The following is a 20,557-nucleotide window of genomic DNA, read 5'->3' on the forward strand; positions in this document are numbered from 1 at the left end:
CCGACGGCCCGATGTCAGTGTCTGGCGGTAGCTTGGGAGCATGACGGGTGAGGGGGGTTTCGAACTCGATGCTGCGCAACGCGCGGTCCTCGACCTCCCGCCCGCAGCATCCGCCGCCGTCATCGGGGCACCAGGCACCGGCAAGACCACGACGCTCGTTGAGGTCGTCGCACACCGGGTGCTTGACCTCGGCTGGTCGAGCGATGAGGTGCTCGTGCTCACCTCAAGTCGCGTGGCGGCGACCCGGCTTCGCGACCGGCTCGCGCTCCGCATCGCTCGGCCGACGACGGGTCCGCTCGCTCGCACTGTGAACTCGCTCGCCTTCGACATTGTGGGTGCGGCGGCCCGCGACGATGCGAGGCCGAGGCCAACCCTCATCACCGGTGGCGAGCAGGATGCTGACCTCGCTGGCCTGCTCGGCGGGCACATCGACGACAACGCGGGGCCCTCGTGGCCCGAGCATCTTTCGCCGGAGGTGCGGCGGGTGCGCGGGTTTCGCACCGAGCTTCGTGAGCTCATGATGCGGTGCACAGAGCACGGGGTTGACCCTGCCGCGCTTCGGGCCCTCGGGCGGCAACTCGGCCGAGACGAGTGGATGGCCGCCGCCGACTTCATTGAGGAATACCGCAATGTGCTCGGCCTGCAGCGGCCACACCAGTTCGACTCGACCGAGCTGGTGGAGCTCGCTGTGGCGCAGCTGCGACGTGACAGACCGGGTGACATTGCGGCACCCCTCCGACTTGTGATCGTCGATGACGCGCAGGAGGCGACGCGGTCGACGCTGTCGCTCCTCGCCGCGCTGGCGGCCAGGGGCACCGCAGTGCTTGCGTTCGGAACCCCCGACACCGCCGCGAATGCGTTCCGCGGTGGCGAGGCGGATGCCCTCGGCCGTCTCGGCGCCGTGCTCGGCATCGATGCGGCCCAGGTTCGGCTGCCGACCGTGCACCGCCAGGGCCGCATCCTCACCCGCTTCGTCTCGGCCGTGACGGAGCACATCGGCACGGCCGGAATGACCGCACAGCGCGGGGCAGCATCCGGCGTCGAGGGCGATGGCACCATCACCCTGATCGAGGCGCCGTCGCCGTCGCGCGAGCGGATGGCACTGGCCCGGCGTCTGCGCGAACGCCATCTCATCGATGGCGTCGCCTGGGCCGACATGGCTGTCGTCGTGCGAAGCGGGGCCCAGGTGCCCGCGATTGCGCGGGCGCTCGCGCTCGCCGAAGTGCCGACGCGCACGACCCTCGCATCGCGGCCGCTGCGCGACGACGGTGCTGCACGCAGCCTGCTCGCGATCATCGATGTCGGTATGGGGCGCACCGCGCTCACGGCCGAGGCTGCGACTGCCCTGCTGCTCGGGCCGTTTGGCGGTCTCGACCGTCTCGACCTCCGCCGTCTCCGCCTCGCGCTGCGCGCCGAGGAGCTCGCTGGGGGCGGCACCCGCGGGGCCGACGCGCTCCTCCTTGAGGCGCTCCAGGGGCCCGGGCGTTTCGCGACGATCGACCATCGCGCCGGCCGCCGGGCCGAGCGTCTTGCCGCGACGCTCGCCGCCATTGCGCAGGCACACCGCGACGATGCCACGATCGAAGAGCTGCTCTGGCTCGCCTGGGAGCGCAGCGGGCTGCACCGAGCCTGGTATGACGACGCAACGGGCACCGGCATCGTGGCGGCTGAGGCGAACCGAAATCTCGACGGCATCGTCGCGCTCTTTTCGGCCGCGAAGCGGTTCGTCGAGCGCGACCCTGGGGCGCCGGCGCGCGTCTTTCTTGACGACGTGCTCGATGCCGACGTGCCGGAGGACTCGCTCTCGCCGCAAGCGAGGGGCGACGCGGTGCTGGTGACGACACCGTCCGGGGTGGTCGGGCTCGAGTTCGACACCGTCGCTGCCGCGGGAGTGCAAGAAGGAATCTGGCCGAACCTCCGCATCCGCGGCACGCTGCTGGGTGCGCAAGACCTCGCGCGGGCGCTCGCTGGCGACGACGGCACGCTCGACGAACGACGGCTCGTTCGCGACGACGAGCTGCGGATGTTCGCGCTCGCCGTCTCGCGGGCCAGGCACGAGGTCATCCTCACCGCGGTGGCGAATGATGACGAAGCGCCGAGCATGCTCTTCGCGCTGGTGCCGGATGGCGCGGTCCGCATCGACGCGACCTCCCCGGTGCCGCTGTCGTTGCGCGGCCTCACAGGTCGACTGCGGCACGAGGCCACCCGACGGGATGTTCCGACTGCAGCGCGCGATGCGGCGGCGACGGCCCTCGCGCGACTCGCCGACGAACATGTGCCAGGGGCGAGTCCTGACGAGTGGCACGGGCTGCTCGAGCCATCGACGACCGAACCGCTCTTCGCCGACGACGAGCAGGTGCCCATTTCGCCCTCGCGGCTCAGCGCGTTCGAGGAGTCCCCGCTCGACTGGTTCATCGACTCCATCTCGGGCTCGCCATCGAGCACCGCCATGAGCATCGGCACGATCGTGCACTGGGCCATGGAGACATCAGACGATGAGAGCGTCGACGGCATCTGGAGTGCCATCGAATCGCGATGGAACGAGCTCGTGTTCGAGGCGCCCTGGCTCGCGGAGAAAGAGCGCATGGCAACCCGGATGCTGGCGGCCGGCGTCGCCGAATACCTTGGCGATTTTTCGCGCGACGGCAAGCGACTCGTCGGTGCCGAGAGCCGTTTCGAGCTCGATGTCGAGCGGGCGCGGGTGCGCGGCTCGATCGACCGGGTGGAGCGCGCGAGCGACGGCAGTGTGGTCATTGTCGACCTCAAGACGGGGCGCCCAGAGACTCGGCAGGCGGCCATCGACGCGCATCCGCAGCTCGCTGCATATCAGCTCGCCTATGCCGAAGGGCTTCTCGACGAGGCCCTCGAGGAGCATGGTGAGCACCGGCCGGGAGGGGCAAAGCTCCTGTTCGTCAAAGAGGGGGTGCGCGGCAAAACCTATCGCGAGGGCGTGCAGCCGCCGCTGACGCCGGAACAGCTCCAGGGGTTTCGGGAGCGCATCGCCATCGCGGCACGCGGCATGGCGGCAGCCGGGTTTGAGGCACTCCGCGACGTCGATGACCGCAGGCCGGGTGCCGCTGCGCGCCGGCTGCACCGGGTGAGGGCGGTGACGAGTGACTGACCTCACCGAGCACGGGCCCCTGCCGCACGCCGTCGCACGGTACAGCGCCGACGACATCGCCAGAGCGCTTGGCCACCACCTCCCGACGGTACAACAGCGGGCCGTCATCGAGTCCGGGCTCGAACCCGCCCTCGTGGTCGCTGGTGCCGGCAGCGGCAAGACCGAGACGATGGCCGCGCGCGTGCTGTGGCTCGTCGCAAACGGCTTCGTCGCCCCCGGCGAGATCCTCGGCCTCACCTTCACCCGCAAGGCCGCCGGAGAGCTCGCCGAGCGCATCCGGGTGCGGCTCGATGAGCTCGCGAAGAAGGGGCTCATCCCCGGCGAACTCGACCCGTTCGATGTGCCGACGGTCGCGACCTACAACGCCTTCGCGAACTCGATCTACCGAGACAACGCGCTGCTGCTCGGGCGGGAGTCCGACGGTGACGTGTTGGGCGAGGCATCCGCGTGGCAGCTCGCGCGGGGCATCGTCACTCGCAGCACAGATGAGCGTCTCGGTCGGCTCGGCAAGAGTGTCGACACGATCACGAAAGCGGTGCTCGAGGTGAGTCACGGCCTCGCCGAGAACCTCGCCGAGGCCCACGCGGTTGCCGCAATGGCCGAGCGATTCGCGCAGCTCGAAGAGCTGCCGCTCGGTGGCCGTGGAGAGTTCCGCGATGTCATGGCTCAGGTCCGGGCGGTTGGCGCGCTCCCCGTCATCATCGAACTGGCCCAGGAGTTCGAGCGGGCCAAGGCCGCACGCGGTTTCGTCGAGTATTCCGATCAGGTGGCGCTCGCCTTGCAGCTCGTGCGACGGGTGCCGCGCATCCGTGACGAGCTCCGCAGCCGGCACCGGGTGGTGCTGCTCGACGAATATCAAGACACGAGCGTCGTGCAGACCTGGTTGCTCGCTGGGCTGTTCGCCGACCACGCCGTCATGGCGGTCGGCGATCCGCACCAGTCGATCTACGGATGGCGCGGCGCAAGCTCGGCGAACCTCGAAGATTTTGCGCGACAGTTCGCCCCCGATTCGCGCGGCGATGCCACCCCGGTGCGGCAGTTCTCTCTCAGCACGAGTTGGCGCAACGGCACCCGCATCCTCGATGCGGCCAACGCGATTGTCGAACCCCTGACGGCGGCGACCAGGGTTCGTGTCGAGGCGCTCGCGGCGTCGCCACTCGCGACCCACCTCGAGGTCGAGTCGGCATTCCAAGAAGATCTCGCGGGTGAAGCCGCGACGGTCGCGGCGTGGCTTGAGGAGCGGCTCGCCGAGCCGGTGCCCGCCGGTGAGGGCACCCGTCAGGCCACGGCCGCCATGCTGTTTCGCACGCGACGCACGCAGCGGGCATTTATCGAGGCACTGCGCCAGCGGGGTGTGCCGTTCCACATACTCGGGGTGGGTGGGCTCATGGAAGAGCCGGAGATCGCCGACCTCGTGAGTGCGCTCACGGTGCTCACTGATCCGACGGCGGGTTCTGAGCTCGTGCGGCTGCTCGCCGGCCCCCGGTGGCGCATCGGGGCGAAAGATCTTCAAGCGTTGCGCGTGCTCGCATCGACGCTTGCACGGCGAGATTTCGCTCAGCGCAGACTCGACGACGAAGTAGTGCAGCGCCTCCGCGACTCTGTGGCCGACGACGAGGGCGCGTCGCTCGTCGATGCGATCGATTTCGTTGCGACGGCGAAGCCGGGCCACAGCCTGCTGGAGGGGTTCAGCGAGGTTGGGCGTGAACGTCTTCGCGATGCGGGCCAACTGCTCGGCCGTCTTCGTAGCCGCACAGGGCTCGACCTGCTCGACTTCGTCACGATGTGCGAGCAAGAGCTCATGATTGACATTGAGGTGGCGGCCAATCCTGATCGGGTGTTGGGGCGGGCGCCGCTCGATGCGTTCTTCGACGCCCTCGCGAGCTACCTCTCGGTTGATGATGTGCCAAGCCTTCGGAGTTTTCTCTCGTGGTTGCGCGAGGCGGAGTGGCGCGACAATCTCGCCCCTCGGCCTGAAGAGCCGGAGCCCGGGGTTGTGCAGCTCATGACCATTCACGGGTCAAAAGGCCTCGAGCGCGACATCATTGTCGTCCCACGGATGGTCGAAGGGGAGCTGCCCGGCGCGCCGCTCGAAGGCACTGGGGCATGGCTGGGCTTCGGGCGATTGCCGTGGGAGTTTCGCGGCGACACGGCCGAGCTGCCGACGCTCGAATGGCAGCGCGCCGAGACCCGCAAAGAGTTCGTTGACGCGGTCAGGGAGTTCAAGACCGCCGTCGCCGAGCATCAGGAGCGGGAGGAGCGACGGCTCGCCTATGTTGCCGTGACGCGCGCTCGACACCGACTCCTCCTCACGGGGTCGTTCTGGTCAGGGCAGGTGAAGGCGCGGCGGCCAAGCCCCTACCTTCTCGCGCTCGCCGAGCGGGGCATCGTGCCGCCTCCGCCCGTGGCCCCGCAGTCAGACACCGATCCCGGCACCACAAGCGATCTCGCATTCGTGTGGCCAGAAGACCCGCTCGGCGGTCGACGCACGATCGTCGTCGATGCCGCCAGAAGGGTCACGGATGCTCGGGCGAGCAGAGCATCCGGAATCTCCGCCTCGGAGGGGCGCTGGGGCGGTGACCTCGATCTCTTGCTTGAGGAACGCCGACGGCGGGGCGCAGCAGCCGGCGCAACAGATGCGCCGGTGCGCGTGCCGGCGTCACGATTCAAGGATTATGTGACCGACCCTGCCGCTGTCGCAGCCGAGCTTCGCCGTCCGATGCCGGAGCGCCCGTACCGCGCGACGCGGCTCGGCACCCTCTTCCACGAGTGGGTGGAGCGGCGCTACGGCGTGCATGGTTCGCTTGAGGCGATGGACGCCTTCGATGATGAGCTCGATGACGATCCGCTCGATGAGAATGCTCGCGGTGACGATGCCCGCGGTCATGATGCCCGCGGCGACAACCCTCACGAATCCCAGGAGCGTCGCCTTGCCGAATTGCGTCGCACCTTCGAGTCATCGCCGTGGGCCGCCCTCAGCCCGGTCGAGGTTGAGCGGGAGATTCACCTGCCGCTCGCCGGGCGCATCATCATCTGCAAGATCGACGCCGTGTACGCTGCGGCGCCGGCCCCCGACGGCACCCCGCGGTTTGAGGTGGTCGACTGGAAGACCGGTGCGGCCCCGAAAAGCGCGAGCGATCTCGAAGACAAGCAGCTCCAGTTGGCCCTCTACCGGCAGGCCTATGCGGAGTGGAAGGGCATCGACCCCGCGAGCATCGATGCGGTCTTCTACTACGTCTCCGACGACGCCCTTATCCGACCTGCCCGCATTTTCGACCGCGACGAACTTGCACGGCTCTGGCTCGAATCGCAGGGCGCGGGCGGGGGCGCGGAGCGCGGCGTGCGGCCGAGCTAGCGCTCAGGCTGGGCTTTCGCCCCGGCGGTCGCGTTCATCGAGCATCGCCTCGACCTCGTCCACCGCCATGACCGGGATGGTGTCGTGCGCGATGTTCTGGCCCATGTCATGCTCGACGCGATCGACGAGATTGTGCAGCAGCGCAACAGCATCATCAACGATCGCGGAGTCGCGCGCTTGGCTGCCGTGCAGCAGCCACTTCGCGAGTTCGAGCTCGGAGTAGAGGCGCACCCGCTGCGCAATCTGGCGATCACTTGAGCCGCGTGCCAGCTGGTAGGCGTCGAGCGCTGACTCCGCGACATCCGGATTCTTCGCCCCCAGCAGCCAGGCAAGGTCGCGCGCCGGGTCATCGACCGAGAGCGCGTGCCAGCCCCGCACGCCCGAAACCTCGTCGCCAGCCCGCACGAAGGAGTCGGCGGTGAGCGCACCGTTGATGACGGTCGGCACGAACTGCCAGAGGGCGGCATCTTCGGTCGCGCGCTCCCAGCGGCTGAGCAGCGCCACCGGCACGAGGTTGGTCGCCGAGGCGCGGTCGAGCACGGTGACAATCGAGCGGAGGATCTCGTGGGGCGAATGCACGGCAAGACCAGCATCGACGATGAAGCTCGTCGGCAGGGTGTGGATGGCAGCAATCGCTCGCCCAATGGAGGTCGCGAGGCCTTCGCCGGCCGGGATGGCGTCGAGTCGCACGCGGTCGCCGTAGACGAACTCGGTGACGACCGCTCTCGTCGTGCCGACTGGGGTCTGGCCAGCGAAGCGGGTCACCTCGAACGGCAGGCGGCCCCGGATGCCGACACTCAGCGCGCGGAGTGCGAGCAGGTCTGCCGACTGTTCAGCCTCGGCGCGTTCCGAGCGTGGCACGCGCACGATCCAGTGACGGCCGTCGCTCCCAGTGACGACGGCGGAATCGAAGTCGTCCGCATCGCCGGCGTCGAATCTGCCGACCTCGCGAGCGTCGAGCCCTTCGACGGCGGCGGCAGCCAACGCGGCTAAAGTGAGATGCGATCTGGCCATACCGACAGGCTAGGTCGACATGGGCCGCCCGGGGCAGAACGCCACGCCTGTGGCGGATGCCCGTCCAGACCATTCACGAGATTGGTGTCGCATGCTCAATCGTTCTTCGGCGCGCCTGCCGGTGTGGCGATCCGAGCTCGATCGCGACGTGCCGACGCGCATGCTCCCCGATGCCGTGCCATCGCTGCTCGCCGATCCGGCGACACGAGTGCTGGTGGTGCGCCGCGGCTCGGCGTTGGTCAGCGGCGGCACCCTCGCGCTCCTTCCCATCGCCGAGCTTCCCTCCGACACGATAGAAACAGCGGATGCCACCGTCTACCTCGGCCGCACCCTCGCGCTCGACGCCCGCGAGCCGGCGGGCACACCGCTGCTCGCTGTCGCTGTTACGCGGGAGGTGGCCGATGCGGTGGCCGCGGCATCCGGCGGGCAAGGATCATCTGGCGGTTCCGTGCACTGGGGCAACCTGCGGGCGTTCGGGGCGACCGCGAGCCGCCGCGACACTGAGGTGCTCGCTCAGGCGGTCGCGCTCATCAACTGGCACGCCTCGCACGGCTTTTCTCCGCGGACTGGGGCGCTAACCCTGTCGGAGCAGGCTGGCTGGGTGCGCCGCGGTGTCGACCCCGAGCACGATATCTATCCGCGCATTGACCCTTCGGTCATTGTGGCGGTGCTCGATGATGACGACCGCATTCTGCTCGGCTCGAATGCGGCGTGGGATGAGAATCGCTTTTCGCTGCTCGCCGGGTTTGTTGAGCCGGGGGAGTCGCTTGAGGGCGCCGTCGAGCGCGAGATTTTTGAGGAGAGCGGCATCCGCGTCACCGACACCCACTATGTCGGGTCGCAGCCGTGGCCGTTTCCCGCGTCGCTCATGCTTGGCTTCACGGCACGGGTCGATTCCGCTCGAGAATCCGTGCTCCGCCCCGATGGTGAAGAAATCATGGAGCTGCGCTGGTTTGGTCGTGACGAGCTCGCCGGTGCGCTCGATGAGATCGTTCTGCCAGGTCGCGCTTCGATCGCCCGCGCCATCATTGAGCTCTGGTACGGCGGTGAGATCGTCGACGGGAGCGCGGTCGGGAGACCGCGATGACCCAGCCTCCAGACGCCGACGCCCTGCTCGCAAAACTCGACGATGAGCAGCGCGAGGCCGCGCAGGCAACGCACGGCCCCGTCTGTATGCTCGCTGGTGCTGGCACGGGCAAGACCACCGCGATCACGCATCGCATCGCGTACGGGGTTGCGACGGGGGTGTATCCACCCAATCGCGTCATGGCGCTCACCTTCACGGCAAAGTCTGCTGGCGAGCTCCGCGCCCGCTTGGCGCGGCTCGGTGCTGGCGGCGTCTCGGCGCGGACCTTCCACGCGTCGGCACTCTCGCAACTCGGGTTCTTCTGGCCGCAGGTCATCGGTGGCACCATGCCTCGAATCCTCGAGAGCAAAGGCCGTCTCCTCGCGCAGGCCGCCGAGAAGCTGCGGTTTCGACTCGACACCGCGACGCTGCGCGACCTTGCTGCCGAGATCGAGTGGCGCAAAGTGTCGCGGCTGAGTCTCGCCGAATATGCGACGGCCGGCCGCACCGTCCCGCAGCAGCTCGACCTCGAGCGGGTGCTCGAACTGCACCAGGCCTACGAAGACCTCAAAGATGAGCGCCGGCAACTCGACTTCGAAGACGTGTTGCTGGCGACCGCCGGCATGATCGAGTCTGAGCCGCGCGTTGCCGACCAGGTGCGCGAGCAGTACCGCTTCTTCGTCGTCGACGAATACCAGGATGTCTCGCCCCTGCAGCACTACCTGTTGCAGCTGTGGCTCGGCGACCGTCGCGATGTCTGTGTGGTCGGCGATGCAAGCCAGACCATCTATTCGTTTGCCGGGGCATCCTCGCGGTTCCTCCTGCGGTTCCCGTCCGACTACCCGGAGGCGACCGTCGTGCGGCTCGAGCGCAACTACCGCTCGCATCCGCCCATCATCGAGACGGCGAACCGGCTCATGCGTGACCGGCCAGGCGCACTCATGCTTCATCCCGCCCCGGCGACGAAGGCTTCGGATGCCGCACCGCAGCCCAGCGTGACCGCCTACGACAACGACATGGCTGAGGCGAGGGCGGTGGCCCGCAGCATTCAGGCCGAGATCGACGCCGGAACGCGGCCGCAAGACGTGGCTGTGCTCTACCGCATGAACTCGCAGGCGGTCGCGATCGATACGGCGCTCGGCGACCTCGGCATCAGCACGCGGGTGACGGGGGCGGCGCGATTCTTCGAGCTGCCAGAGGTGAAGCAGGCCGTCATGATGCTGAAGGGCGCGGCGGTGGGCGGCGTGCCGGAGCCGCTGTTCAAAACCGTGAGCGATGTGCTGCGTTCGCTCGGCTGGACGCAGGAGGCGCCGGAGGTGCGCGGTGCGGTCCGTGACCGCTGGGAATCACTCAACACGATCATGGCGCTCGCCGAAGAGTCGGGGCCAGCCACGACCCTTCGATCGTTTGTCGACGACCTCAGCCAGCGTGCGGCGACACAGAACGAGCCGACACAGCGCGCCGTGACCCTCGCGACGATCCACGCCGCCAAGGGCCTCGAATGGGCGAGCGTGCACATCATTGGGCTCGGCGAAGGCCTCATTCCGATCAGCTATGCGCGCGACGAGGCGGCGGTCGATGAGGAGCGCCGACTGCTCTATGTCGGCATCACGCGAGCGCGGGAGCGGCTGAGCCTGTCGTGGTCTCGGGGGCAGCAGCGGGGAGGGGAGCGGCAGCCGAGTCGCTTCCTGGCTGAGCTGCGCAGCCGCACTCCGAATGGAACTCCCACGCGCGCATAGTGTGGGCGCCCGTCGCGCCGTCGATCGTGAGCGACTCCGCGACCGTTGAGCGGCCGGACGCGAGGCGCGCCTCGACGAGCCGCACGACATGACTTGTGAGCTCGCCCGCGAAAAGGGGGGTGTCGACACTCGAGGCACGCCCCCACAGCTGCGATGCGATGGCGGGCCACGCGGCATCCGCATCGCGTCGTTCGAGCTCGAGGCAGTGCAGGCACGGGGTGACGCCCGGCTCGACGATCGGCCCAATACGTGCCTCGCTGTCGCCGAGCAGCACGGTTGCGTGGGGCACATCGAGGCTCAGCCAGCGCGCTCGGTCGGCCGGGTCAACCACAAAGTGGGCCACGAGCACGGCAAAGTCTGGCCTGCTGCTGGCAACAACCTCGCGCTGGAGCAGCCCACGCTCGTCGAGGGCATAGCGGATGCGCTCGGCCGTCGCGCCGAGGCCGCTGACGACAACATTGCCAAGCTGATGCGGGGGAGGTGCTGGCACGAGGGCCGGGGCCACCCGCAGCAACAGAGCATCGACGTCGTCGATGCTGGCGCCGGCGGTCTCGGCGACGAGGGCGAGCCCGGCCCTGGTGGTGCCGCCGACGAGCGCGGCGAGCATCCGTTCTTCGGCGTTGCTTACGGTCTCAAGCACGACGGCCGGACGGTCGACGCCGAGCTGGAGGCTTTGTGGGTTTCGCCACACGAGGGGGAGTCGGGGATTGAGTCGGAGGGGCACACCGCGATGATGCGGCACGCGCGACGTTGCGGGGTGGAACTATCCACAGGCACGTCGACCGAGTCGACGGGGCGCTACTTTTCGCGGGGTCGGTCGCCCGTGTCGTCGCCCAGTAGGTCTTCGATAGCGCGGTCGATGTCGTCAGGCTCCGAAGCCGTGTCGGTGAGCCGCGCGGTGAGCTGCTCGGGGTTGTCGATGTCGTCGGAGGTTGGCACGAGATCGGGATGCGACCAGAGCGAATCCCTCGCATCGGCCCCAACGGCATCGGTCACGGCAAGCCACATTGCCGCGGCCTCGCGCAGGCGGCGGGGGCGCAGCTCAAGACCAACGAGCGTTGCGAACGCCGATTCGGCTGGCCCGCCAGCGGCACGGCGACGGCGCACCATTTCGGCGATGGCCCCGCTCGATGGGAGCCTCGTCGTCGCGCGGGCGGTGACGACATCCACCCAGCCCTCGATGAGGGCGAGGATGCTCTCGAGACGTTCAAGGGCGGCCAGCTGTGCGTCGGTCTTTGGCGGGATGAGGGCGCCGCTCGCGAGCGCTTCGCGCAGCGCCTCAGGGTTTTCGGGGTCGAAGTCCGCGGCAAAACTCTCGAGCGGGGCGGTGTCGATGTGGATGCCCTTGGCATATTCGGTGATCGACGTGATGAGCTGCAGGCGCAGCCACTTTGCGTGCCGAAACAGGCGGGCGTGGGCGAGCTCCCGCACCGCGAGGTAGAGCTGCACCTGGTCGGCCGGAATGTCGAGACCCTCGCCGAACGCGGCAACGTTCTGCGGCACGATGGCCGCCTGGTGATCGCTCGATCCGGTTGCGGTGAGCAGCGGGATGCCGATGTCACCGCCAGAGACGACCTCGGTCGAGAGCTGGCCGACGACATGGCCGAGCTGCATAGCGAAGAGGGTGCCACCGACATTCCGCATGAGTTGTCCGGCGTTGGCGAGCATCCCGGAGAGCTCTTCTGGCGCCTGCTCGCGGATGACCTCGGTGAGGGCATCGGCGATGCTGGTGGCGACGGGCTCCGCGAGCTGGGTCCAGACCGGCATGGTGGCTTCGACCCAGTCCCCACGGGTGAGGATGTGCGGCTCAGCGGTGAGCTCGGCGATCGACGTGACTTCGCCGAGCCAGAGCGCCGCGACGCTGAGTACTTGTTGGTGGGCGTCTCGGTCGGCGGGGGTGACCTCGGCGCTGGTCGACGCGGCGATCGCTTTGGCCTGGTCGATGGCGATTTCCCAGTTGATGCCGTCGCCGCTGTGCTGGAGTGCGCCTTGAAGTTGGCTGATCATCTGCGCGATGAGGTCGGGGTCGTCTGGGAGCCCTGCGGCGCCGGCGAGCCTGCGCGGGTCGATCTCCGAATTGCCAGAGAGGAGCTCCCGCAGCATGTCTCGCAGTTCGTCGCCAGGGTCTCGCTGGGAATCGTCAGCCATGCCGACTACGCTAGCCGCTGCATCCATGCGATGCCTGAGTTTTGCCCTGAGGCTGGTGCCTCACCTGTGCGCCCGTGGCGAACAGCCCCGCGAAAGGACCACGGTGTCGCTTTTCTCCCCGCCTGCACCTTGGGTGGCCCCCTCAGCGCGTCGTCTTCGCGTCGGCTGGAGCATGCTGCTGTTCGCGCTCATCGGCACGCTTGTGGTGTCGTTCGTGCCGTCGCCGTATGTCGTGCAGCAGCCCGGCCCGACCTACGACACGCTCGGCACGGTCGGCGAGGGCGAGGATGCTGCGGAGCTCATCACAATCGACGCCGAGACGTTCGAGACGAGTGGTGCGCTCGATCTCCTCACGGTGAGCGTCGTCGGCAGCCGCGCAACGCCCGTCGGGTGGTTCTCCGTGGTGTCTGCATGGTTCGACTCGAGTCGTTCGGTGATACCGATCGATTCGGTGTACCCGGAGGGCACGAGCTTCGAAGATGCGGAGGAGTCGAACCGTGTGGAGATGGAGAACTCCAAGAGTGAAGCGGTCGCCGCGGCGCTGCGCGAACTCGGGTACGACGTCGAGGGCACGCTCACGATCGCGAGCGTCGTCGAGGGATACCCGGCCGAGGGTGTCGTTGAGGTGGGCGACACCGTGCTCTCGGTCGAGGGCGAGCGCCACTCCGACGTGACGGCGCTCCGCGGTGCGATCGCGGAGCACGGTGCGGGCACCCCGGTCGCGCTCTCCCTGCTGCGCGGCGATCAGGTCATCGAGGTCGAGGTGACCCCTGCGCTCAGTGACGGGGAGGATTCGGCGCCGGTCATCGGCGTTGGCGTGCAGGTCGAATACGACGTGCCGATCGACGTCGAGATTGAACTCGACAGCGTCGGTGGTCCCTCGGCCGGCATGATGTTCGCGCTCGGCGTCATCGACAAACTCACTCCTGGGGAGCTCACTGGCGGCGAGCACGTGGCTGGCACCGGCACCATTTCGGGCTCCGGTGAGGTCGGCGCGATCGGTGGCGTGCGGCAGAAAATGTACGGCGCGGTCAGCGGTGGTGCCAGCTGGATGCTGGTGCCGAGCGGCAACTGCTCCGAGGTTGTCGGCAATGAGCCAGCGGGGCTCACGGTGATTCCGGTCGACACGTTGGAGGAGGCGACCGCGTCGCTCGAGCTGATCGCGAATGATCAGGCCGACGAATTGGAGACCTGCTCGTGACCTCCCCGCAGCGGATCGACTCCTCAAGCGGTTAAGCTGGTTCGTACCCCGCCCGCGCACCGAGCCAGGAGTACCCCTTGACTTCCCCCGCCACTGCACAGACGCCAGACACACGCAAGCGAGGGACTCTCGTGATCACCGCGGTGATCATCGCGGCCGTCGTGCTGCTGTTCTTCATTTTCGCCGGACTCTACGCCGACTGGCTCTGGTTCGAGCAGCTGGGCTTCGAGTCGGTGCTCACCACCCAGTGGCTCGCGACCGGGGCGATGTTCCTCATCGGCTTCTTCGGCATGGCCCTGCCCGTGTGGGCGAGCATCGAGATTGCCTTCCGTCGTCGGCCGGTCTACGCCAAGCTCAACGCGCAGCTCGACCGCTACCAGCAGGTCATCGAACCCCTCCGCCGCCTTGCGACGCTCGGCATCCCGGTCGCCTTCGGTTTCTTTGCCGGGATCGCCGCTGCAACGCGTTGGCAGGTCGCGCTCATGTGGCTCAACAGCACCCCGACGGGCGAGACCGACGCGCAGTTCGGTCTCGACCTTTCCTTCTATCTTTTCGAGTTGCCGTTCTACCAGAGCGTCGTCACCTTTGCCTCGGCCGTCGTTATTATCTCCGCCCTCGCGGCCCTCGCGACGAGCTATCTCTACGGTGCGCTGCGGGTCAACGGTCGCGAGGTGCGAATCTCGAAGACCGCACGCGTGCAGCTCGCCATGACGGGTGCCGTCTACCTGCTGATTCAGGCGGCGGCCCTCTGGCTCGACCAGTACGCGACGCTCTCCGAGTCGAGCAGCGGCCTGCTGTACGGTGCTTCGTACGCCGACGTCAACGCCGTGATTCCTGGCAAGCAGATCATCGCGGGGGTCGCGGTGGTTGTCGCCATTCTCTTCATCATCACCGCCATTATCGGCCGTTGGCGCCTGCCCATTGTCGGCACGGCGCTGCTGATTGTGGTGTCGATCATCGCCGGTTCGGCCGTGCCGTGGGTGATTCAGCGCTTCCAGGTTGAGCCGAGTGTTCGTACCCTCGAATCTCCGTACATCGAGCGCAACATTGAGGCCACGCGAGCCGCCTATGGCGTCAGCGATGTGGTCGAGACCCCGTATGCGGCCACCTCGACTGCCGAGCCAGGCCAGCTGCGTGATGACGCTGAGACAACCGCGAGCATCCGCATTCTCGACCCTGCGCTCGTCTCCGACTCGTTTGCACAGCTCGAGCAGATCCGCCAGTACTACTCGTTTGCCGACCACCTCGATGTCGACCGCTACACGATCGACGGCGAAGTGCAAGACACGGTCATCGCCGTCCGCGAGGTCAACGCTTCGAACACCGGTGGCACCAACAGTCAGTACAACGAGACGTTCGTGTACACGCACGGCTACGGTGTCGTCGCCGCGGCTGGCAACCAGCGCACGTCTGAAGGCATGCCCGAGTTCATCGAGTCCGGCATTCCGAGCACCGGTGTGCTTGGAGACTATGAGCCGCGAATCTACTTCGGTGAGAATTCGCCTGAGTATTCGATCGTGGGGGCGCCGGAGGGCGCTCCCGAGGTTGAGCTCGACTACCCATCGGGTGGCGAAGACAGCGAGAGCAACGCGACCACGACCTATCAGGGCGATGGCGGACCGAAGCTCGACAGCATTTTCAAGCAGCTCATCTACGCGATCAAGTTCCAGTCGGAGCAGATCGTGCTGTCGGATGCCGTCAATTCTGAGTCGCAGATCCTGTACGACCGCGATCCGCGCGAGCGTGTGCAGAAGGTCGCGCCGTACCTCACCCTCGATAGCGATGCCTACCCGGCGGTCGTCGACGAGAAGGTCGTCTGGATTGTCGACGGGTACACGACGAGCGCGGAGTACCCCTACTCCGACGTGCAGTCGCTGAGCACCGCGATTGTCGACACCTACACCGAAGAGCCCCTTGTCGCGCTCGACCAGATCAACTACATCCGCAACTCGGTGAAGGCGACGGTCGACGCGTATTCCGGCGAGGTCACGCTCTACGCCTGGGATGAAGAGGACCCGATCCTTGAGACCTGGCAGAAGATCTTCCCGTCGACGGTCAAGCCTGCGAGTGAGATGAGCGAAGACCTCCTTTCCCACGTGCGCTACCCGGCCGACCTCTTCAAGGTGCAGCGGGCCATTCTCGGCACCTACCACGTCACCGACGCGAACTCGTTCTACTCCGGTGATGACGCCTGGGTGACGCCGAACGACCCAACGTCACCCGCCGCGACGGCACAGGCACAGCCGCCGTACTACCTGTCGATGCAGCTTCCTGGCATGGACGAGCCGGCGTTCAGCCTCTACAGCACCTACATCCCGCGCTCTGAGGGTGAAGGCACGCGAAACGTGCTCACGGGCTATTTGGCGGTGAACTCCGATCCGGGTGAGGATTACGGCAAATTCACGCTCCTGACGCTGCCGAAGCAAGACACGGTTGCGGGTCCGGGTCAGGTGCAGAACAACTTCAACTCAGACCCGGTTGTGTCGTCTGAACTCAACATCCTCAACCAGGGTTCGACGACGGTGGAGCGAGGCAACCTGCTCACGCTCCCTGTCGGTGGCGGTCTGCTCTACGTGCAGCCGGTGTACGTGCAGTCGACGGGTGAAACGAGCTACCCGGTGCTGCAGAAGGTGCTCGTGTCGTTCGGTGACAGGATTGCCTTCGAGGACAGTCTGGATGCCGCGCTCGACGAGATCTTCGGCGGCGATTCCGGGGCGGATGCCGGTGACGAGGGTGTGCCGATCGAGCCGATCGATCCTGCCGACCCCGTAGATCCCGCTGACCCGGCAGACCCGGCAGATCCTGAGACGCCCGCCGGTTCTGATTACGAGCAGGCACTCTCTGATGCGCAGGAGGCTTTGACCGACCGCGAGGCTGCCTATGCCGAGAACGACCTTGTGGCAGCAGCCGAGGCCGACGAGCGCCTGCAGGATGCTCTCGAGCGGCTTTTCGCAGCCTCAGAGTAATCGTCATCGACCGGATCAGCGGCGCGAGTCGCTGGTCCGGTCGAGGTGGCAGAGTCGTCAGAGGCTTGTCGGGCCTGTGCTAAAGTTGATCCTTGTAGCGCGGGGTGGAGCAGTTCGGTAGCTCGCTGGGCTCATAACCCAGAGGTCGTAGGTTCAAATCCTGCCCCCGCAACAAGTAAAGGCCCTCTGACCAGGGATTCTCTGGCCAGAGGGCCTTTCTCTTGCCCCGGACTTCACCTAGCTCCGCTTTAGACTCCGGTTTAGCTCGCCCCTTCACTCTCTTGTCTTGGGAGGGATGCTCCAAGTCGTCTATTTCGGTCCTGGACTACCCTGCTCGTGTGGACGATGACGGCTTAACTTCGCCGCGATGCGTTGAGTGCCTGTCAAGACTCGAGGTCGCTGGTACATCTTCCAAGACCCACAGGGCGCGGCGTGTACCTGTACTCGACGGGGGCCGGGTCGCGGAAAGGCTGCTAGCTCGCCAGAACGCGGCTCCTGAACCTTCAGCGCATGTCATAGCTCGCCGGCGGACCAGATGACCATCTGGGATCGCGACAATTGCCAGGAGGCAGCCACGCAGCTTTACGTCGAGATGAGCGAGACGCTCCATATCCGTATCCAGCTCCTCGAAACGGCGAGGACACATGTCTGGCGGGCGACGCTGAACTCGCTGCTCCTCGATCAGGTGCCGGAGGTAATCCGTGCAGCCTTCTTCGGGCACGACACGGCAGTGAATCGCGCCGCTTATACAGACCTCGCGGATACATCCGGCATGATCACGGCAGCGCGCAGGCTGCGCGCTGTCTAGTCGAGATCTGCCCGCAGTTTCGGGCGGACTGGCGGCTCGCGCTACGCGGGTTGGGGCTAGGGGCCGGGAGCCCATCCATCAAAGGACTCCGCCTTCCCTCGAGCCACATCTTTCTCATAGCTCGCGAGGACGCGATCAGCCAGATCAGCAGACTGGTTCGGGCTCTTGAGGATGGACTTGTAGTCGAAGTCGTCCTTCGCTTCGTAGCTCAAGTCGACGACCACCGTCGTAAGGATTTGCTCGCACTTATCGAGAAACTCGGTCAGCTGAGAGTCCGTCAACAGCGAGGGATCTGCCACGAAGGGCTTGGAAGCGTCGTCGCTGCGCAGGATTCGAGCCAATACGAAAAGGGCAAAGTAGCGCGTCAGGGTATACGAACCCATCTGCTTATTCTTCAACTTGGGCAGTGCTTTGTCGACGATCCTTAACAGTCGGTGCATGAAGATCACGCGGTAAGCCGTTACTTCACGACGACCAAATATATCTGCATACTTCTCGTCGAAAACTCGGTAAATCTGGTGAGCGCCCCATGGTTCCTGAAGGTCGAAGGCCAAGAACGCTCGTCCGATTTCGTCATTCGTTATTACCGTTGACCCGGTCGGCGCAACCTCGCCTCGCTTGACTTCGAAGAAGTAGTTGCCGGGCTCCGATTCCATCTCTTTCTGAAGGCGAACCATGATCGCGTGATTCGACCGAAGATCGCGTGGCCGAATAGCGTTCTGGTTGTTGCTGTTGTGGGTGATAGTTTTCGCTAGCTCTTCGTCTTGAACCTGGATCACCCTGACGATTACACGCAGGTCGTCCGACAACTTGGCCTTGCCCGCGAAGAAGCTAGTCAGGCTCTGCGCCCCATTTACGACGGAGTAGTTCTTTATCGTGAGCTCGTCGGCCACGGAATTGTCTACCTCGGTGCACAGAATGATGATGCCGTTGTGGAAGAGAACGAACTCGCCGTGCGACGACTTCTCAGCGATCGACTTTCGAATTGAACGGTTAACAGTCGTGTTCCCGAGCGTGTACCTAACGTTTGCCTTGAAGAGGGATCCGTCGGAGATCCCGTCCATGTGAACTAGCTGCAGTGCCCGTGCCGGAAAGACATACATTTGGGCTGCGCTCTCGCCGGAGCCAGACTGCATCGACATCGGTGGGACGTACGACGTGTCGAATGTGAACGAATCCTTCTGGCCCTCGCTCGCGTCGAGGTCGATGACTTTCGCAGCGATCGCCGCCTTGTCGTAGACGGTGATGGATGGAGTGATTAGGGCGTACTGAAGCGAGTCTGCATTGTGCGATTCGTTGGTGACATAAACCCCGACGAGCGCGTAATTGTTGCTGACCATTTCGCTGACGTCAGCACGGACTATCAACCGCTTGAGGTCAGCGTCGGCGTTCCCCGCAAGGATGGCCGTGACCTTGTCTGGGTGATCGAACTGCTGGACGGACGCCATGAAGTTCTTTGGGCCAACGTCGCCAACCTTTCCAGTGTCGGCTTGCCTGATCTTGGACTGGAAGAAGTGGATCTCTTCGTTGTTGTGATCGACGTAGATGCCGTCGATGCCCTTGTCGTTCTGATGGTCGCAAATCGCGTCACGCGCTTCAGTCTCGTCAAGCCGGTATACGTTCCTCAGGAACCAGTTAAGGAACGCCGCAGATTCCCCCAATCCCGTCCGATCCTCGATCGGCTTGAGAAGGATTTTGAGCGGGCCGTAGTTCAGATCTTTCGCTTCCATGCGCGAAGACTATCGAGAACCCTTCAACAACTGAGGCCAGATCTGCATTCTTCATCTCCAGGTCTTCGAGATTGCGCAACTGGCGAGGAAGCGGCTCCGGTCTAAACTCCGTTCTAACTGCGGGATCTCACAGCGCAACTCCGGGCCACTGCGTCTCGAAGCGCAACCGTAGAGCCGCGAATTCCCGCGAGTCATCTTTGCGGTGAAGTGGTCGGCTCATAACCCAGAGGTCGTAGGTTCAAATCCTGCCCCCGTAACCAAAATCTCATGCCGGGATTGATCGCAAGATCGTCCAGGGAGTGAGCGAAAAAAGGACCGGGATGATTGAAAAACCATCCCGGTCCTTTCTTCGTTGTGGCGTGCGACGTGGTTCCAATTTGTGGCCTGCGCGGGGATTTGGCGCAGTCGTTCAGTGCCGATAGAGTCTGCATCGTCGTCGCGAGGAGGATGAACGGTGCTCACAGACAATAGTCGACGCCGGCTCTCCGCCGAACGTGAGGCAGAGATCCTCGACGCGACGCTGAGCGTCCTAGAAAAGGACGGCTACCGCGGGCTCACAATGCCCGCTGTCGCGGCGATCGCACGGTGCAGCACGGCCACCCTCTATCGGCAGTGGAACGGCAAGCCGGGGCTCGTGACGGCAGCGCTGCAGGCGCGTCGCCCCGTTCCCCCTTCGGTTGAGACCACGGGTTCGGTGAGGGGTGACCTTCTCGCATTGGTTGCGACACTCGCGACCATGGCGGCGTCTGAGGTGGCCCTCATCGCCGCACTGACCCATGCTTCGCTGCACGACGAGCAACTCGCCTTGACGATTCGCCACCAACTTGCCGACCCGGCGCGACTCCCGCTCGACCTTGTCCTCGATCGTGCCGCCGCACGCGGTGAGATCACCGTGTCGGCGCAGACTCGGCGCTATGTGCACCACGTCATGATGTCTATCCCTGTTGCGCGCCACCTTGTCGAAGGCACGCAACCCGACCGGGCCTACCTTGAAGGCTTCGTGGATGTCATCCTTTTGCCTGTGCTGGGCGTGACGCCACCACCCGAGCAAGTGCGTGCTGAAGCCCTGTGAATTCAGGGTTGCAAGTCGTCGCTCGACGGCTGCACATGTTGACCTGGAATACTATAAACTGTACGGTACAGTCCATCTCATGAATGCGTCAAAGAGGAGGAATCATGAGTGAGTGGTCACACGCCAGCGCCCCGCTGTCTGGCAGTGAACAGGAGCTGCAATTCGAAGCATCCATCGAATCCACTATCGCGGGAGGCGACCACGAAGTTGTGATTGCACGTCTTCTCAATGATGGGCCCGTGGCCGAGCGCGAGCCCATGATCTTCTATCGTGGAGCGCATGTCGCTCCGCGTCTCGACATCCTTACCCCCGCGGCCTGAGCCGTAGCATCCGATCA

Annotated in this window: 12 protein-coding genes and 1 tRNA gene; 10 read left to right on the forward strand and 3 right to left on the reverse strand. The window is 65.7% G+C overall.

Annotated features, from left to right (window positions below; translation table 11 throughout):
* Positions 1 to 40: 40 nt before the first annotated feature.
* The gene (locus ACY48M_RS07150; RefSeq protein WP_462819581.1) at positions 41 to 3,121 is read left to right on the forward strand and encodes a PD-(D/E)XK nuclease family protein; all 3,081 of its coding nucleotides are present in this window, start codon (positions 41 to 43) and stop codon (positions 3,119 to 3,121) included.
* A complete protein-coding gene (locus ACY48M_RS07155) occupies positions 3,114 to 6,476 on the forward strand; it encodes a UvrD-helicase domain-containing protein (RefSeq protein ID WP_462819582.1) in 3,363 nt (1,120 codons plus the stop codon). The genes ACY48M_RS07150 and ACY48M_RS07155 overlap by 8 nt, the downstream gene beginning before the upstream one ends.
* 3 nt (positions 6,477 to 6,479) lie before the next feature.
* Here the strand turns inward: ACY48M_RS07155 and ACY48M_RS07160 are convergent, their stop codons facing one another.
* Complete coding sequence (locus tag ACY48M_RS07160; RefSeq protein ID WP_462819583.1) at positions 6,480 to 7,490, reverse strand: phosphotransferase; 1,011 nt, start codon at positions 7,488 to 7,490, stop codon at positions 6,480 to 6,482.
* Positions 7,491 to 7,581: 91 nt separating this feature from the next.
* On the opposite strand from ACY48M_RS07160, the gene nudC reads away from it, so the two are divergent.
* Both nudC and ACY48M_RS07170 read left to right on the forward strand, forming a co-directional pair.
* Positions 7,582 to 8,577 carry an NAD(+) diphosphatase gene (gene nudC / locus ACY48M_RS07165; protein ID WP_462819584.1) on the forward strand — a complete coding sequence of 332 codons (996 nt, stop codon included), beginning with the start codon at positions 7,582 to 7,584 and terminating at the stop codon, positions 8,575 to 8,577.
* Positions 8,574 to 10,295, forward strand: coding sequence for an ATP-dependent helicase (locus ACY48M_RS07170; RefSeq protein WP_462819585.1), 1,722 nt, complete (start codon positions 8,574 to 8,576; stop codon positions 10,293 to 10,295). Before nudC ends, ACY48M_RS07170 begins: the two co-directional genes overlap by 4 nt.
* A 798-nt stretch (positions 10,296 to 11,093) precedes the next feature.
* Here ACY48M_RS07170 and ACY48M_RS07175 read toward each other — a convergent pair.
* Entirely contained in the window at positions 11,094 to 12,443 is a 1,350-nt protein-coding gene (locus ACY48M_RS07175) for a zinc-dependent metalloprotease (protein WP_462819586.1), read from the reverse strand.
* 172 nt (positions 12,444 to 12,615) lie between these two features.
* Here ACY48M_RS07175 and ACY48M_RS07180 point away from each other — a divergent pair, with 172 nt between their 5' ends.
* The 4 genes from ACY48M_RS07180 to ACY48M_RS07195 all read left to right on the forward strand — a co-directional run bounded on the left by ACY48M_RS07180 (position 12,616) and on the right by ACY48M_RS07195 (position 17,418).
* On the forward strand, positions 12,616 to 13,644 hold the full coding sequence (locus ACY48M_RS07180) for a YlbL family protein (RefSeq protein WP_462819587.1): 1,029 nt from the start codon (positions 12,616 to 12,618) through the stop codon (positions 13,642 to 13,644).
* A 131-nt stretch (positions 13,645 to 13,775) separates the two neighbouring features.
* On the forward strand, positions 13,776 to 16,610 hold the full coding sequence (locus ACY48M_RS07185; RefSeq protein ID WP_462819588.1) for a UPF0182 family membrane protein: 2,835 nt from the start codon (positions 13,776 to 13,778) through the stop codon (positions 16,608 to 16,610).
* Positions 16,611 to 16,708: 98 nt separating this feature from the next.
* Positions 16,709 to 16,782 (forward strand) — tRNA-Met (locus tag ACY48M_RS07190).
* A 363-nt stretch (positions 16,783 to 17,145) separates the two neighbouring features.
* On the forward strand, positions 17,146 to 17,418 hold the full coding sequence (locus tag ACY48M_RS07195) for a hypothetical protein (RefSeq protein WP_462819589.1): 273 nt from the start codon (positions 17,146 to 17,148) through the stop codon (positions 17,416 to 17,418).
* Positions 17,419 to 17,474: 56 nt separating this feature from the next.
* Here ACY48M_RS07195 and ACY48M_RS07200 read toward each other — a convergent pair whose 3' ends face one another.
* Positions 17,475 to 19,148: an AIPR family protein gene (locus tag ACY48M_RS07200; protein WP_462819590.1), complete on the reverse strand. Its 1,674-nt coding sequence runs from the start codon at positions 19,146 to 19,148 to the stop codon at positions 17,475 to 17,477.
* 454 nt (positions 19,149 to 19,602) lie between these two features.
* Between ACY48M_RS07200 and ACY48M_RS07205 the strand changes: the two genes are divergently transcribed.
* Together ACY48M_RS07205 and ACY48M_RS07210 are read left to right on the forward strand one after the other, a co-directional pair.
* A complete protein-coding gene (locus tag ACY48M_RS07205) occupies positions 19,603 to 20,220 on the forward strand; it encodes a TetR/AcrR family transcriptional regulator (protein ID WP_462819591.1) in 618 nt (205 codons plus the stop codon).
* Positions 20,221 to 20,324: 104 nt separating this feature from the next.
* Entirely contained in the window at positions 20,325 to 20,540 is a 216-nt protein-coding gene (locus ACY48M_RS07210) for a flavin reductase family protein (protein WP_462819592.1), read from the forward strand.
* The last annotated feature ends 17 nt before the right edge of the window (positions 20,541 to 20,557 follow it).

The sequence above is a fragment of the Homoserinimonas flava genome (assembly GCF_054969005.1).